This is a genomic window from Clostridium sp. JN-1, from assembly GCF_003718715.1.
In the GTDB taxonomy this organism is placed as follows: Bacteria; Bacillota; Clostridia; order Clostridiales; family Clostridiaceae; genus Clostridium_AV.
Genome location: NZ_CP033465.1, coordinates 500,125 through 516,936, shown reverse-complemented (window position 1 = coordinate 516,936; position 16,812 = coordinate 500,125). Strand labels below are relative to the sequence as shown.

General features: G+C 30.9%; 17 protein-coding genes. All 17 read right to left on the bottom strand.

Annotation, left to right across the window (positions count from 1 at the left end):
* Window position 1: 1 nt before the first annotated feature.
* A complete protein-coding gene (gene yqfD / locus EBB51_RS02520) occupies window positions 2-1,162 on the bottom strand; it encodes a sporulation protein YqfD (protein ID WP_123053004.1) in 1,161 nt (386 codons plus the stop codon).
* Window positions 1,146-1,430 (bottom strand): sporulation protein YqfC, encoded by a 285-nt coding sequence (gene yqfC / locus EBB51_RS02515; protein ID WP_123053003.1) that lies wholly within the window; start codon window positions 1,428-1,430, stop codon window positions 1,146-1,148. Before yqfC ends, yqfD begins: the two co-directional genes overlap by 17 nt.
* A gap of 99 nt (window positions 1,431-1,529) precedes the next feature.
* A complete protein-coding gene (locus EBB51_RS02510) occupies window positions 1,530-1,976 on the bottom strand; it encodes a GatB/YqeY domain-containing protein (protein WP_123053002.1) in 447 nt (148 codons plus the stop codon).
* A 28-nt stretch (window positions 1,977-2,004) separates the two neighbouring features.
* Window positions 2,005-2,181, bottom strand: a complete 177-nt coding sequence (gene rpsU / locus EBB51_RS02505) for a 30S ribosomal protein S21 (RefSeq protein WP_066618478.1) — start codon at window positions 2,179-2,181, stop codon at window positions 2,005-2,007.
* Between the two features lie 125 nt (window positions 2,182-2,306).
* Window positions 2,307-2,651: a histidine triad nucleotide-binding protein gene (locus EBB51_RS02500; protein ID WP_123053001.1), complete on the bottom strand. Its 345-nt coding sequence runs from the start codon at window positions 2,649-2,651 to the stop codon at window positions 2,307-2,309.
* Between the two features lie 79 nt (window positions 2,652-2,730).
* Window positions 2,731-4,029, bottom strand: coding sequence for a tRNA (N(6)-L-threonylcarbamoyladenosine(37)-C(2))-methylthiotransferase MtaB (gene mtaB, locus EBB51_RS02495; RefSeq protein WP_123053000.1), 1,299 nt, complete (start codon window positions 4,027-4,029; stop codon window positions 2,731-2,733).
* Window positions 4,029-4,781: a 16S rRNA (uracil(1498)-N(3))-methyltransferase gene (locus EBB51_RS02490; RefSeq protein ID WP_123052999.1), complete on the bottom strand. Its 753-nt coding sequence runs from the start codon at window positions 4,779-4,781 to the stop codon at window positions 4,029-4,031. The genes mtaB and EBB51_RS02490 overlap by 1 nt, the downstream gene beginning before the upstream one ends.
* A 43-nt stretch (window positions 4,782-4,824) precedes the next feature.
* Entirely contained in the window at window positions 4,825-5,763 is a 939-nt protein-coding gene (gene prmA / locus EBB51_RS02485; protein WP_123052998.1) for a 50S ribosomal protein L11 methyltransferase, read from the bottom strand.
* A 142-nt stretch (window positions 5,764-5,905) separates the two neighbouring features.
* The gene (dnaJ, locus tag EBB51_RS02480) at window positions 5,906-7,054 is read right to left on the bottom strand and encodes a molecular chaperone DnaJ (protein ID WP_123052997.1); all 1,149 of its coding nucleotides are present in this window, start codon (window positions 7,052-7,054) and stop codon (window positions 5,906-5,908) included.
* A 140-nt stretch (window positions 7,055-7,194) separates the two neighbouring features.
* Window positions 7,195-9,063 carry a molecular chaperone DnaK gene (dnaK, locus tag EBB51_RS02475; RefSeq protein WP_123052996.1) on the bottom strand — a complete coding sequence of 623 codons (1,869 nt, stop codon included), beginning with the start codon at window positions 9,061-9,063 and terminating at the stop codon, window positions 7,195-7,197.
* 89 nt (window positions 9,064-9,152) lie between these two features.
* A complete protein-coding gene (gene grpE / locus EBB51_RS02470; protein WP_123052995.1) occupies window positions 9,153-9,845 on the bottom strand; it encodes a nucleotide exchange factor GrpE in 693 nt (230 codons plus the stop codon).
* A 42-nt stretch (window positions 9,846-9,887) separates the two neighbouring features.
* Entirely contained in the window at window positions 9,888-10,925 is a 1,038-nt protein-coding gene (gene hrcA / locus EBB51_RS02465) for a heat-inducible transcriptional repressor HrcA (RefSeq protein WP_123052994.1), read from the bottom strand.
* Between the two features lie 207 nt (window positions 10,926-11,132).
* On the bottom strand, window positions 11,133-12,263 hold the full coding sequence (gene hemW / locus EBB51_RS02460) for a radical SAM family heme chaperone HemW (protein WP_123052993.1): 1,131 nt from the start codon (window positions 12,261-12,263) through the stop codon (window positions 11,133-11,135).
* 26 nt (window positions 12,264-12,289) lie between these two features.
* Window positions 12,290-14,098, bottom strand: coding sequence for a translation elongation factor 4 (lepA, locus tag EBB51_RS02455; RefSeq protein ID WP_123052992.1), 1,809 nt, complete (start codon window positions 14,096-14,098; stop codon window positions 12,290-12,292).
* A gap of 114 nt (window positions 14,099-14,212) precedes the next feature.
* Window positions 14,213-14,533: a hypothetical protein gene (locus EBB51_RS02450; RefSeq protein WP_123052991.1), complete on the bottom strand. Its 321-nt coding sequence runs from the start codon at window positions 14,531-14,533 to the stop codon at window positions 14,213-14,215.
* A 101-nt stretch (window positions 14,534-14,634) separates the two neighbouring features.
* Window positions 14,635-15,705, bottom strand: a complete 1,071-nt coding sequence (locus tag EBB51_RS02445; RefSeq protein ID WP_123052990.1) for a stage II sporulation protein P — start codon at window positions 15,703-15,705, stop codon at window positions 14,635-14,637.
* Window positions 15,706-15,785: 80 nt separating this feature from the next.
* Window positions 15,786-16,760 carry a GPR endopeptidase gene (gpr, locus tag EBB51_RS02440; protein ID WP_123052989.1) on the bottom strand — a complete coding sequence of 325 codons (975 nt, stop codon included), beginning with the start codon at window positions 16,758-16,760 and terminating at the stop codon, window positions 15,786-15,788.
* Window positions 16,761-16,812: the final 52 nt, after the last annotated feature.

The following is a 16,812-nucleotide window of genomic DNA, read 5'->3' as shown; positions in this document are numbered from 1 at the left end:
CCTATTTACTATCGATATTATCAGGTGAAGCTATATTTTCTTCTGCTACAACTAAAACGCTTACTTTATATGTAGTATCTTGGGCTTTATAATTTACTATCTTATCTTTGACCTTAATAGATTTATCAAGATTTAAACATATCTTATTATAAAGCTCATTAGCTGTATCATCTACCAGCTTCTTAGTGTCATTACGAATAGTAGTTTCTTTTACCTCATAATAAGTTTCAAAGTGTACAAAGAATTTATTACAATCTATTTTATCATACTTTATAAATTTGTTCTTAGATTTTTTTATATACACTTTCTTTTTTCCAAGATAAAAGTATACATTCTCAATTTTATTTCCTGTTCTTTCTCTCTTTACACTATTAATATTTACATTTTTAACTTCTTCATAAAAAGTCTTACATATGACGTCTCCTACCGAGTGAACTGGATAAGTTGAATCTTCAGCTCCCTGTTCTCCTTTCACAAGCAGCTGACCTTTTTTTACAATGTCACCTTCCTTTACAACAGGTGTTCCAGCTTTTGTATACACCCTTAAGACTTCTCCATCACGTTTGGCAGCCAAATTACATGGAGTATCATCATTTACTACTTTAGGTGGGGATTGTCTTTCCATTGCTGATACTTTTAATTTAGAGCCCTCTATTCTTACTCTCACCCACATTATATTATCATTATTTTTTATTAATTTATTTTCTATATCATATACATTTATATTCTTTTTTCTAATTCCAGAATGTACACCATAACTTGCAAGCTGCTGTCTTATTTCATAAGGAGTCAAGTTTTTATCAACACTCACCTGTACACTCCATACAAAAGTAGATAAGTAATATATTATACCCATAAATGATATTATTCCAATTACTAAAGCTATTCTTCTCTTTATTCTCATAACTAAGAATGCAAGACCTTTTCTTCCAACTACCTTCATCTTACTGTGAGTTCTATCAGCTATTGATTTTATCTTGTAGTAATCCTTTAAGTTAGCGTTCATAACTATCGTAGTTATATTTTTTCTTACGATATTTCTTACATAGATGTTGTTTTTCCACATTGCATTTATAAACTTTTCAGGTTTTAACGATTGAATTTCTATAATTATAATACCATTCCCAAATTTTTTGAAATTAGATTTATTTTCTTGACTCATATATAACCGATTTAAATTTTCCACCAATCACTATGGTGGTTCCTCCCATAAATATTATCTCAAAATTACTGCCATATATAGATATCAATCCAATACCTGAGCTTACCTTAACCTGATTTTCTGAAAAAGCAACAACACCCTTATGATTTTCTATTGTTATTTCACTATCTCCCGTAACTATAATTTTAGGCACATTTAAAATTATATCCCTTGGTAAATCTAACTTGTCTACAATAATTTCTTTTGCTGTACTTAAGTTGTTCTTCATTCCTTAATCCTCCCAAAAACACTTTCATATTAATTTATGAAGAACAAATTTAATAAATGACAAAATTAAAAAGGTTGAGATATACTCAACCTTTTATTTTTATTTATTCAAATATTTTTTTACAATTTGACTTACAAGTTTGCCATCTGCTCTACCTTTAGTCTTAGGTACAACAACTGCCATAACTTTTCCCATTGATTTTATGTCATTAGCACCCACTTCATCAACTGCTTGACGAACAATTTCGGAAATTTCCTCTTCGTTTAACTGCTGAGGAAGGTAATCTAACAAGATCTCTATTTCAGCTTTTGCTTCATCAATTAAATCCTGTCTGTTTCCTTTTTCAAACTCTAATATAGACTCACGCCTTTGTTTTACTTCTTTAGATAATATTTCAATAACTCTCTCATCATCTAAAGTTCCTTCTCCACTCTTTTCAGCTACTAATATGGCTGATCTTGCCATGCTTATAGTATTAGCTTTAAACTTATCCCTTGCTTTTAAAGCTTGCTTCCAATCTTCCTGCAGTCTTTCTTTAAGAGACATTAACCTAGTACCTTCTTTCACAAGAATTCTATTTAAACTTTCTCTTTCTTGCAGCTTCAGATTTCTTTTTTCTTTTTACACTTGGTTTTTCATAGTGTTCTCTTTTTCTAACTTCTGAAAGAACACCAGCTCTAGCACATTTTCTTTTAAATCTTCTCAATGCGCTTTCTATTGTTTCGTTTTCTCCAACCCTTATTTCTGACATACTTATCCCTCCCTCCGCTAGCCAATTTAATTCCTCAAAAATTAAATGCAGCCAATGTGGGTTACATAACACACTAAATATTATACAACATGTTTTTGTATAATGTCAACAACCTGCTTTAATATTTAGCCCGGCGGCCACTGCAATGATCTTCCTCCAAGTAAGTGAAAGTGGACATGAGGAACTGACTGTCCTCCATTTTCTCCACAATTGCTAACTATTCTGTATCCATCTTTATCTATTCCAAGCTCTTTAACTATTTTTTGGGCGGCCATAAAAACATGAGCTATTATCTTTGAATCTTCTTCTGTAACATCATTTAAGCTCGATATATGTTTTTTTGGTATTATTAAAACATGAGATGGAGCCGCAGGTTCTATATCCTTAAAACTTAAGACCATATCATCTTCATATACTTTTTGACATGGTATTTCGCCTTTGATTATTTTACAAAAAATACAATTTTGCATTATTTCACCTCCCTTAAATATATAATATTCAATACAATAATAAATTTTCCTACTAAAATCTTTAAAATTTACACATTTTTTATATAATTCCAACAGCATGATCTTTATTTACTTTTAATATTTTAGTGGAAACAAGCTTACCTTGTAAATTTTGATCACTTTCAGATACTGCCCTTATATAATTCGATGTATATCCTTCATACTGATTTTCGGTTCCGCTTATCTTTTGTTCATAAAGTACTTTCATATTCTTTCCTATAAACTTCGATATAAACTCACCTTCCAATATTTCGTTTAACTGTATTAATCTCTTACTTCTTATATCTTTAATTTTAGCATCTACCTGATCTTTCATTTCTGCTGCTTTTGTTCCTTTTCTAGAACTATACTTGAATATATGCATTTTAGATAGTTTAATATCTTTTAAGAAATTATATGTTGATTCAAATTCATCATCTGTTTCACCGGGAAAACCAACTATAATATCTGTCGTTATTGATACATCCTTTACATACTTTCTTAAGTCTTTTACAATATCAGCATATTCTAAAGTTGTATATCTTCTATTCATCCTTTTCAAGGTTGCATCACATCCGCTTTGAAGGGATAAATGGAAATGATGGCACAACTTTTTTAGTACTGAAATTTTCTCTACTACACCGCTCGTAAAAAATTGGGGATCTATTGAACCAATTCTGATTCTTTCTATACCTTCAATATTGTCCAATGTTTCAAGCATTTTAAGCAAGTTCCAATCACCGCTTAAATCCACTCCATAAGAAGCTATATGTATTCCAGATAATATTATCTCCTTAAACCCGTGACTTGCTAGCCTTTTTACTTCTTCTACAACAGTTTTAGGATCTCTGCTGCAAACTCCACCTCTTGCAAAAGGTATAAGACAATATGAACAAAATCTATTACATCCATCTTGGATTTTTAAAAAAGCCCTCGTCCTGTCCTGATATTCTTTTATTTTTAAATCTTCAAATACCTTGTTTTTTAGTACGTCTCCTACTTCTATTACTTTACTCCTGTCATTCATTACTTCATTTACCCAATGTAATATATCGCCTTTATTTCTTGTACCTAATACTATATCTACTCCATCTATTTTTGAAACTTCTTGAGGTTTGATTTGTGAATAACATCCTACAACAGCTATTACAGCATTTGGATTTTGCCTTCTAGCTCTATGTATCATTTGTCTTGATTTTTTATCACCCATATTTGTGACAGTACATGTGTTTATCACATATACATCTGCAAAATCTTCGAACTTGACTATTTCATAATCTTGCTTTATAAACTTTTCTGCCATAGCTTCCGTTTCATACTGATTTACCCTACAGCCTAATGTAGCAAAACCAACTTTCATTAAAATACTCCTCCTAAGTCTGATAACTCATACATAAGTAATGAAACACAAACGAATCCTGCTGTCTCCGTTCTAAGTATTCTAGGTCCTAAAGTTATTATATGTGCTCCTATATTATTAAGCATCTCAATTTCTTCTTCTTCAAATCCACCTTCTGGTCCTATTACAATGCCAATTTTGTGTATACTTGATTTATTTATTGTACTAATCATTTTTTTTATTCCATAATTCTCTTTATTTTCATATGGAACTACAATTAAATCCATATTTCTTAAGTATTCCAGCATTTCATCAAATTTTAAAGAATTATTGATCTTAGTAATCAAACTTCTTTTACTTTGTTTGCAAGCTTCAAGAGCAATTCTACTCCATCTGTCAATTTTTTTCGATTCATTTGACTCATTTTTCGACACAACTCTTTCTGTAATAACTGGAGTAATTTCTCTTACACCAAGCTCTGTAGATTTTTGTACAATTAAGTCCATCTTATTTGACTTTGGCATTCCTTGAAACAAGTGGATTTCTATTTTACTTTCATTGTTAATCTCAAGTTTTTGAATGCAATTTACTACGACTACCTTTTTATTTATTTCCTCTATTTCACCTAAAAACTCTTCTCCATCACAATTGTTTATATTTACTGAATCTCCAACTTGAAGTCTTAAAACTTTATATATGTGTTTTACATCATCATCTTTAATATATGCTTTATTATCAATTATATTATCTTTATGTACAAAAAACTTGTGCATAACAAAACTCCTTTATATAATATTAAGCCTGCTATATCAAAGCTTATTTAACCCTGGCTACTATACATACCCATTCGCCATCTACATTAACTTCTTCTATATCAAAATCATTTTTTTTAAGTTCACGTATAACATCATCTTTCCTATCATTGATTATTCCAGAAGATATAAATAATCCACCTTTAAGAATAAAGTTCTTTACACCTTTTGCTAGTGATATTATAACATCTGCAATTATATTGGCAATTACTATATTAGCCTTACCTTCCACAACATCCATAAGGTTGCCTTCTAATATTCTTACATTGTTTATATCATTGAACTTAATATTTTCTGATGCTGACTTTACAGCAACAGGATCCAAATCAACTCCAACAACCTTCTTTGCTCCAAGCTTTGCAGCAGATATGGACAAAATTCCTGATCCAGTTCCTATATCAAACACAGTTGATTCATTTTTAACGTGCTTCTCCAAGGCTTTTATACACATTCTTGTAGTCTCATGTGTCCCAGTTCCAAAAGCCATACCCGGATCAAGTTCTACTATTAATTCATCATCTTTTGGTTTATATTCTTCCCATATTGGCTTTACAACTATTCTTTCACCAACTTTAGTTGGTTTATAATATTTTTTCCAATTATTTTCCCAATCTTCTTCGTTTACATTTGCCGCAGTAACTAATCCTTTTCCTTTGTCTATTCCAAACTGTTCTAAATTATTTATACTTTCTTTTATATAACTTAAATACTCGTTTAATTTACTGTCATTCTTATAGTATCCTTTTATCAAAGCACCATCTTTTACATCTAATATTGATTCATCAAAATAATCCCAATCTCCTGGATGTTTTTTCTTAAATTCCATATCCTGAGGATCTTCTATGGCAAGTCCTTTAACACCAGTATTATATAATATTCCTGAAACTGCTTCTACTGCTTCACTGGATGTAAATATACTAACTTCCACCCACTCTTTACCCATAAGACATACCTCCAAATTTGTTTATATTTCAATACCATTTACTTTATAGTTCTGCACTATTTTTGTCAACATATATGTAAGAAAATATATATTTCCTATACAGTAAAAACTTTGTTTCCCATAAATGAGAAACAAAGTTTAATTACTTGAAGCTATTCTTAATTTTATCCATAAAAGATTTCTTGCTGCCTTCTGTATCTGGTACTTCACCACTAGCAGCCATGAATAAATATAATGCATCTTTTTGCTTTTGATTTAAATTCTTAGGAACATCAACTATTATATTAACATATTGATCTCCTCTTCCATGACTGTTTACTCTAGGGACACCTTTACCTCTAAGTCTAAATACAGTACCAGGTTGGGTTCCAGGAGGTATTTGATACTTTACATCACCATCAACAGTTGGAACTGTGAGTTCAGTCCCTAATGCAGCCTTACCAAAACTTATATGCGTATCTATATATATATCAAACTGTTTTCTCTTAAATTTAGAATGATGATCTGCCCTTATGTTTATATACAAATCACCAGCAGGTCCTCCATTTATTCCATGTTCGCCTTGTCCTCTAATTGGAATTACATTACCTGTATCTACACCAGCTGGTATAGTTATATTTATTTTTCTCTGTCTTCTTACACTGCCTTTACCCTTACATTCTGGACAAGGATCCTTTATTATAGTACCCTTACCACCGCATTTGTCACAGGTACTCATACTTACAAAACTTCCAAGCGGTGTATTCCTTTGGACTCTAACTTGACCTGTTCCGCCGCATTTGTCACAGGTATGAGGTTTAGTGCCGTGCTTTGCACCTGTTCCATTACACTTTTCGCATTTTTCACTTCTAGTTATATTTATCTGCTTTTCAGCACCAAAAACTGCTTCTTTAAATGTTAAATTTATGCTGTATTCAAGATCTGCTCCCTTTTGAGGCGCATTTTTTCTCTTTCTGCCGCTGCTACTGCCTCCAAATCCGCCACCAAAGAAGGAATCAAATATATCTCCAAATCCGCCAAAGTCGGAAAAGTCAAATCCTTGAGCTCCACTGAACCCACCAGCTCCATTAAAATCTGTAGTTCCAAACTGGTCGTATTGAGCTTTTTTGTCAGGATCTGAAAGCACTTGGTATGCTTCATTGATTTCCTTAAACTTTTCTTCTGCTTCCTTATTCCCTTGATTTCTATCTGGATGGTATTTTAAAGCTAATTTTCTAAATGCCTTTTTTATTTCATCATCACTGGCACCTTTTTGCAACCCAAGGACTTCATAATAATCTTTGTTTGCCATCCTACTTGCTCACCACCTAATAATAATTTATACATTAGGAAAATATATAATTACTTAAATTAAGGGAAGAGCTTTACTCATCCCTTAATCCTATATATTATACGTTATTTCCAATAAATCAGTGAATATATTAATTAAAGTTATTTATCATCATCTACTTTATAATCTGCATCTACTACATTATCATCATTTTTTGCACTTGAGCCGCCTGCATTTTGATTGCCTGCACCATTTGGATTAGAACCTGCGCCGCCTTGAGCTGCTCCTTGAGGATTAGCAGCCTGATAAATTTTGGATGAAATTGCATAGAATGTTTGAGTTAAATCTTCAGTAGCTTTTTTGATTGCCTCTATATCATCACCATCTTTAACTGCTTTAAGAGCACTTACTTTATCTTCTATAGACTTCTTATCATCTGCTGATACCTTATCTCCAAGATCTTTTAGTGTCTTTTCAGTTTGATAAATAATTTGTTCTGCATTATTCTTAGCTTCTATTGATTCTTTTCTATTTTTATCTTCTTCTGCATGCTTTTCTGCTTCCTTAACTGCCTTATCAATTTCTTCATCAGTTAAGTTAGTTGAAGCTGTAATCGTAATATTTGCCTCTTTTCCAGTTCCCTTATCCTTTGCAGATACATTAACTATTCCATTAGCATCTATATCAAATGTAACTTCTATCTGAGGAACTCCTCTTGGAGCTGGAGCTATACCTGAAAGTGTAAATCTTCCAAGTGACTTATTATCAGCAGCCATCTGTCTTTCACCTTGAACTACACTAATTTCAACAGAAGTTTGACCATCTGCAGCTGTTGAGAATACCTGACTCTTTTTAGTTGGTATAGTAGTATTTTTACTGATTAATGGAGTAGCTACTCCTCCTAAAGTTTCTATACCAAGTGTAAGTGGTGTAACATCAAGAAGTAATACATCTTTAACATCTCCAGTTAAAACTCCTGCTTGAATAGATGCACCTACAGCAACACATTCATCAGGATTTACTCCCTTTGAAGGCTCTTTTCCAGTAAAATTCTTAACTGCATCTTGAACTGCTGGTATTCTTGTTGAACCACCTACAAGTATTATTTTATCTACTTCATTGATTGAAAGTCCAGCATCATTTAATGACTTTCTCATTGGTTCTATAGTTCTATCTACAAGATCCTGAGTTAATTCATTGAATTTAGATCTAGTTAAATTCATGTCTATATGTTTTGGACCTGCTGCATCTGCTGTTATAAAAGGAAGATTTATATTAGTCTGCATTGAAGAAGATAATTCTATCTTAGCTTTTTCTGCAGCTTCCTTTAATCTTTGTAATGCCATCTTATCATTTCTTAAATCTATTCCATTTTCTGATTTAAATGTTTCAGCTATATAATCCATGACCTTTTGGTCAAAATCATCTCCACCAAGATGTGTATCACCATTTGTTGACTTAACTTCAAATACACCATCACCTAATTCAAGTAATGATACATCAAAAGTACCTCCACCTAAATCATATACTAATATTTTTTGGTTTGTATCCATTTTATCAAGTCCATAAGCAAGTGATGCTGCTGTTGGCTCATTTATTATTCTTAAAACTTCAAGTCCTGCTATTTTACCAGCATCTTTTGTTGCCTGTCTTTGGCTGTCATTAAAGTATGCTGGAACTGTTATAACTGCTTGAGTAACTTTTTCTCCAAGATATGCTTCAGCATCAGCCTTTATTTTCTGTAATACAATAGCAGATATCTCCTGCGGTGTATAATCCTTGCCATCTATATTAACTTTATAACTTGTTCCCATATGTCTTTTAATTGACATTATTGTTTTATCAGGGTTTGTAATTGATTGTCTTTTTGCAACTTGACCTACAAGTCTCTCACCATTAGCTTGAAAAGATACTACTGATGGGGTAGTTCTTGCTCCTTCTGAATTTGCTATAACTACTGGTTCTCCACCTTCCATAACTGCAACACAAGAGTTTGTTGTTCCTAAATCAATACCTATAACTTTTGACATATTATTTACCTCCTAAATTTATAAATATACTCAAATTATTTTAGTTGATATCAAAATTTTAAATCCAAAATCAACAATTATAAATTAAGTTAATTTGCAACCTTAACCATACTGTATCTCAGTACTTTTTCTCCTCTTTTATAACCTTTTTGAAATACTTCTACAATTTGATTTTTATCATAACTGTCATCATCAATATGCATTACTGCATTGTGAAAATGAGGATCAAATTCACTATCTGTATTAATTTCTTCTACACTTAACTTTTCTAGAGCGGTATTAAATTGTTTCATAGTCATTTCAACACCTTTTTTCAAGTCATCAACATTTCCTTCTACACTTACTGCTCTTTCTAAGTTGTCTAATACAGGAAGAATTGCCTTTAGTATATCTTCACATGCATCTGTATAAATTCCTTCCTTTTCCTTTGCTGTTCTCTTTCTGTAATTGTCGTATTCTGCTACATTTCTAGCTAATCTATCTTTTAACGTATCATTTTCATTTTTTAATTTAGAATTTTCTTCTTTTAATTCATCAGCTTTTTTCTCTAATGATTTAGCTAGAGCTTCAAAATTATTTTTAAAATTTTCATCACATTCTGCTGTCTCACATTTGTCTTCGTCTTCATTTTTATAAGTTTCATCATTGTCATCTAGATTTTCACATTTACATTTTTCATCTGCATTATTAACATCCTCTTGACCAACATTCTCTTTAGTAACATCTTCTTGATCAATATTCTCTTTAGTAACACCTTCTATATCATTTTTGTTATTTTCCATTTAAATACTTCCTCCCCTTATTGATTCTTATTTAAGTAAACCCTATCCATCTTCGGGATACATACTGTCTAACATGGAATTTAATTCTTTAACTACGTTTGCCATTAATGATATTATCTTTGAATAATGCATTCTTGTAGGACCTATTACCCCTATCTCACCTAATGGTCTTCCATTTATACTATAAATTGTTGAAACTACGCTGCAATCTTGAGCACCTTCAATATAATTTTCAGTTCCTATTTTAACCGAAATACCTGCTCCACTATTCAGTAAACTACTCACCTTTTCCTTATTGTCTAATAGTGATAAGAATTCACGTGCTCTTTCTATGTCGTTATATTCTGGGTAACTAAATATATTAGTTGTACCTTCCATATATATTTCAGATTTATCTGTTGAATTCAAGCTGTCATATAAAACTGGAATTATAGCATTGAATATATCATCATATCCTTTTAAATCATTTTTTAAATTGTTTATAACTTCAAGATTTATTTGATCACAATTTAAATTTTTAAGTCTTGCATTTAAAATATTACTCAATTTAGCTAAAACATCTTGACTTACATCTTTTCTTATCCTTATGACATTATTCTTAATTATACCATTGTTAGTTATTATAACAAGTAATATGCTATTTATATCAATGCTTACTAATTGTACATACTTTATACTACTTTTTTTAACAGAAGGAGATTTAGCCACACAAGTAAGTTTAGTTAGGTCAGATAAAATTGCTGTGACCTGTTTTAATATAGTATCAATTTCCTGCAGCGTAATACTCAATATTTTGTTCCTTATGAGTAATTTTTCTTTTTGAGTTAAACCAGAAACTTGCATTAACTTATCAACATAAAGTCTATAACCTTTATTTGAAGGTTTCCTTCCTGAGGAGCTGTGAGGCTGTTCAAGATATCCCATATCTTCAAGATCTGCCATCTCATTTCTTATAGTAGCAGAACTTATTCCCAAATTATATTTTTTGGCTATTGTCCTTGAGCCTATTGGTTCTGCAGTATCTATATAGTAATCTATAATAGCCTGGAGTATCTTTATTTTTCTTTCATGGATATTCATATTACCACCTCTTTATTAGCACTCGTTTAAGTTGAGTGCTAATTGCTATGATTAAAAAATATCACTCATATTTTTTTTTGTCAACTGCTTATATATTATTAAATTAATTCAAATCATTTTTAATTTAGTATGAGTATACTTTTTCTCATAATTTCTCCTTATTTCTCCCTCTAGCTATAGATAATCATGTAAGTTAAAATTTGTAAACTATGTATCAAGTATAAAATCACACATAATGCTATTAGAGACCTCTATTCCTCTCTTACTTAAGAATAGCCTTCCATTTTCCAATATCAATAAATTTTGCTTTAAATACTTCTTTATTATAGGATTATATACGGAATATATATCTCTCTTAAACCTATTATAAAAATCATCTACAGATATACCTTCAATCTTTCTAAGACCCATAAACATAAATTCTTCCATATCATCTTTAAGTGAATTTTTATGGAGGCTTTCTTTTATAACTTTGTTATTATTAACTTCAGCAATATATTCTTCAACATTTCTTGTTTTAAAATATCTCATCTCATTTATATATGAGTGTGAAGCTGCACCGCATCCAATATATTCTCCAAGGTTCCAATATACTAAGTTATGTTTGCACTCCCTTCCACTCTTTGCAAAATTCGATATTTCATATTGTAAGTATCCATTTTCTTTTAAAAAGTTTAATGTATAATTATACATACTTCTTTCAACTTCTTCATCAGGTAATCTCAACTTATCCTTATTATACATTTCATAAAAAAATGTACCTTCTTCAATTATAAGACTATAACATGATATATGTTCTGGGTTTAATTTTACAACATTACTTAAGGTGTCTTTCCAATCTTCTAAAGTTTGGTCTGGAAGTCCAAACATCAAATCCACATTTATATTATTAAATCCCAAACTTCTTGATAAGTTAAATGAATCCTTAAATTCTCTAACATTATGTATTCTACCGATTTTTTTTAGCAAATCGTCCTGCCATGCTTGAAGTCCTATACTAAGTCTATTGACACCAATGTTTTTAAAAAGTTTAAGTTTCTTATCTGTAATTGTTCCAGGATTGCACTCAACTGTAAATTCTATATTATTAGATTTATTTATTTTCTCTATAGCCTTTGCTATAATTCTCCACGCTTCTAAAGATAAATAGGTGGGAGTTCCCCCACCTATGAATATAGTACTTACTTCATTTTGTTCTACAGATTGTTCTATATCTTTTGCCAAAACTTTGGCATAATCTATCATGATGTTTTCTTTACCGCTGTAAGATGGAAAATCACAATATAAACATTTTTGTTTGCAAAACGGAATGTGAACGTATAAAGATATACAAGCCATTATAAGATTCACCACCAATAAATCATTTATTCGTCTGTCTTTAGTACTGCCATAAATGCTTCTTGAGGAACTTCTACTGTTCCAATTTGTCTCATTTTCTTTTTACCTTCTTTTTGTTTTTCAAGAAGTTTTCTCTTTCTACTTATATCTCCACCATAACACTTTGCAAGGACATCTTTTCTCATTGCTTTTACTGTTTCTCTTGCTATTACTTTGCCTCCAACAGCTGCCTGAATTGGTATTTCAAATAGCTGTCTTGGTATTATATCCTTTAATTTTTGTGCTATAGCTCTTCCTTTAGCATATGCCTTCTCTTCAGGTACTATCATAGAAAGTGCATCTACCATTTCACCATTTAAAAGTATATCAAGTTTTACAAGTTTTGATTCCTTATATCCACATAAATCATAATCCAAAGATGCATATCCTCTTGTCCTTGACTTTAAAACATCAAAGAAATCATATACTATCTCATTTAATGGAATTTCATAGTTTAAAGATACCCTAGTAGTTTCTATATACTGCATATCTTTAAATATTCCTCTTCTATTTTGAGACAATTCCATAACTGCACCAACATACTCAGATGGAGTTATTATAGAAGTTTTAACCATAGGCTCTTCCATATATTTTATTTCAGCGGTATCAGGTAAATTAGTAGGGTTAGTTAACTCTATAATAGTGTTATCAGTCTTACATACCTTATATATAACCGAAGGAGCTGTTGTTATAATGTCTAAATTAAACTCTCTTTCTATTCTCTCTTGAATTATATCCATATGTAATAATCCTAAAAATCCACATCTAAATCCAAAACCAAGGGCAACAGATGTTTCTGGTTCAAAAGATAATGCTGCATCATTTACTTGAAGTTTTTCAAGTGCATCTTTTAATTCACCATACTTTGCACCATCTACAGGGTAAATACCACTAAATACCATAGGTACTGCTGGTCTATATCCTTCTAAAGCCTCTTTTGTCTCTCTATTATATTCTGTAACTGTGTCTCCAACTCGTGCATCCCTAACATTCTTTATTGAAGCTGTAAAATAGCCAACATCTCCAGCTTTTAATGCATCAACAGGCATATAATTTGGTACAAAAACTCCTGTTTCAACTACTTCATAAACCTTATTCGTATTCATGAGTTTGATTTGCATGCCCTGCTTTATCGTTCCTTCTTTAACTCTTATATGACATACAACACCTCTATAACTATCATAATATGAGTCAAATATTAAAGCTTTAAGAGGGGCACCTTCATCACCATCTGGAGCTGGAACCTTATTTACTATGGCTTCAAGCACCTGATCAATGTTGAGTCCTGTCTTAGCTGATACAAGGGGTGCATCCGATGATTCTATTCCTATTACGTCTTCTATTTCCTGTTTTACCTCATCAGGTCTTGCGCTGGCTAAATCTATTTTATTTATAACGGGAACTATTTCAAGATCATTGTCTAAAGCCAAATAACAATTAGCTAAAGTTTGTGCTTGTATACCTTGAGTTGCATCTACTACAAGTACAGCTCCCTCACATGCTTTTAAACTTCTTGATACCTCATAATTAAAATCTACATGTCCTGGAGTATCTATGAGGTTTAGTATATATTCTTCATTATCACTTCTTTTATATACAAGTCTTACAGCTTGAGATTTTATTGTTATGCCTCTTTCTCTTTCAATTTCCATATTATCAAGTACTTGTTCATCCATCTCTCGTTCTGTAAGTGTACCAGTTTTTTCTATTAATCTATCTGCAAGTGTAGACTTACCATGATCTATATGAGCAACTATTGAAAAGTTTCTAATATATTTTTGTCTCTGGCTCTGCATATTTCTCTACCCTCCATTAACTACTGTTAAATAATCAAAGTAAATTATAGCATAACAAAGCTTAATATAAAAGAAGTAATACTAAAATTAAAAATTTACGAAATTGTATTAACTTTATTTTATGCCTAGTTTATTAAATACTCCCTTAGTTTTTTCAACAGCCTTTTCCGTAGTTATGCTGGCATTTTTGTGTATATCATCTACAATTCTTTCTGATCCTGTTTTTAAATTAGTAATAATCTTTTTATTTATATAAAAAGAATACTCTCCTACATTTACAGTAAAATTAAAAGGTTTAAAATTGTAATTAACTTGAACATATGATCTATCTTTTATAAACTTTGGTAAGTTTCCACTTACTACTATAAAGCCGTAGATTATTATAAAAATACAAACAAGTATTATTAAAACTATTCCCTTAATTCTATTTTTCAATAAAAATACACCCCCAAATTATAGATTTTAACGTTTTTTACACACATAACCTATTATTTAAGGATGTACATATTTTATATTTTTATTCATATTTGAATGCATTATCTATTTAAACATTCTGCAATTATTCTAGCTAAATACTTAGCTGATGCCTTAGCCTCAGTAGTAGTATTTATATCGCCTCCAACTTCAATAAGTACTGCATTATTACTCTTATCTTGATTAAAATATCTTGTGCCGTAATTATAGTAAAAAACTCCTTTGCAAAAACCTGGAAACAATTTATCTGATGTTTGCACTATTTTATTTGCAAGTTCCATATTCTTATCAAAGTGAGGATTTTTTTTGCACATAACCATCATAAATTTAGCTACATTTTCACCATTTATATTCATAGTCATTGCACTCTTATCCTCAACAGAATCCCTATGGAGGTCTATTATGAGTTTAAAGTCTCCATACTTCTTTAAATACTCGTCTACTGTTACAGCTGAACGTTGATAACTTTTAGTATAAGCTTCAGCATCATGTACAGTTCTATCATTTATAGCTGATATTCCATAATTAGTTTGAAGCTCGGATGCCAGCTCATCTCCAACTGCACATACATTTTGTGAATTGTCAAAGTTTGTAGGACCTCCAGGTTTATAACTTTCTGTAGTATGAGTATGATATATTAAAACTTCTGGCTTTTGAGTACTTAATGTTTTTTTCAATTTAGGATCATAAACATTAGCAGCCTTATTCGTTGAATTTGATCCATTATTATTTAAATTGGATTTAGAATCATTTTTTGCAACCTGTTTATCATCTAATTTAAATTCATTCGGATTAGAATTATTTTTACCTAAATTAATAAAAGATACTTCCTTCGATACAACAGAAACAGGGTCGTTCATCTTAAAACCAATCATAGATAATAATGATGATGTTATAGAAAACTTATTTTCTGCTCTATCTTCTTCATTAAATGATGTAACTTTGATGATGGGCATAGTATAATTCAAAATTTTAACATATGACAAATTTCTATTTACACTGCTGCTGTACATATTAGCCCTTACAGCACATGGTAAAATTATTACTAAAAGTACGCTCATCATCAAAATAAAAATTTTCAATCTAAAGTTACTGCTATTATTATCTACTCTTCTGTAATTCAATAATAACATCGCCCCCTCTTATGTGATTATTAAATGAATTCATAATAATCTATATGAGACAGGCTAAATTTATATTACTCAATTGAGTACTAATTTAAAAATTTATTTATTTCATCTAAATTAAGTTTTGGCTGAAGTGCTATATTTATTCCACCAGCTACTATTCTCGATATTGAGTTCATAACCATATCAACTTCCTTAGGCGTAACCATTAGGTTTGCTCCATACGGTTCTAAAACTTCTCTAATCATAGTAAACTTTTCATTTTTGTCTATAGATTTAAGCATATTGTAAAATTCTCCGCCGCTTTTAGTTTGCTTTATCATGGAATCTAATACCATATCTATAGTATCACTTGCCATAGTAGCTGCATCTACTACAGTTGGAATTCCCACAGCTATTACAGGTACTTTAAGAGTTTTTTCGCTTATTTCCATTCTCCTATTTCCTATTCCAGAACCAGGTGATATTCCTGTATTACCTATTTGAATTGTAGAATTAACTCTATCCATTTTTCTTGAAGCTAGTGCATCTATACATATTACTAAATTGGGTTTTATCTTATTTACAACTCCTTTTATTATCTCACTAGTTTCAATTCCAGTAATTCCAAGCACCCCAGGGGCTATTGCACATACAGGTCTTATCCTCTCATCAATTTTATCTGGTACCAATTGTTTTAAATGTCTTGTTATCATAAGTTTAGAAACTACTTTAGGTCCAAGAGCATCTGGAGTTACATTCCAGTTTCCAAGTCCAACAACAAGTGCTGTCATATCATCTTCAAGTTTTATCATCTTCCTAAGTGTCTTGCCAAATGCTATACTGAGTTTATCCATAGATTCTCCATCATAACATGTAAATTTCGGAATATCAATGGTTACATATGTTCCAATTGGTTTATTCATCATCTTTTCTCCAGTGCTGTTTACTATTTTAACACTAGTTATCTTTATATCCTCATCACTACTTTCTTCAACTTCTACACCCGAAATCTTCTCTTTATTTTCCTGTTCGTAAAATTCCTTTGCTTCAACTGCTAAATCAGTTCTAATACTGAACACATCCATCACTCCCGATAATAAATATTTACTATTATCTTTCCTTTTTTCATTT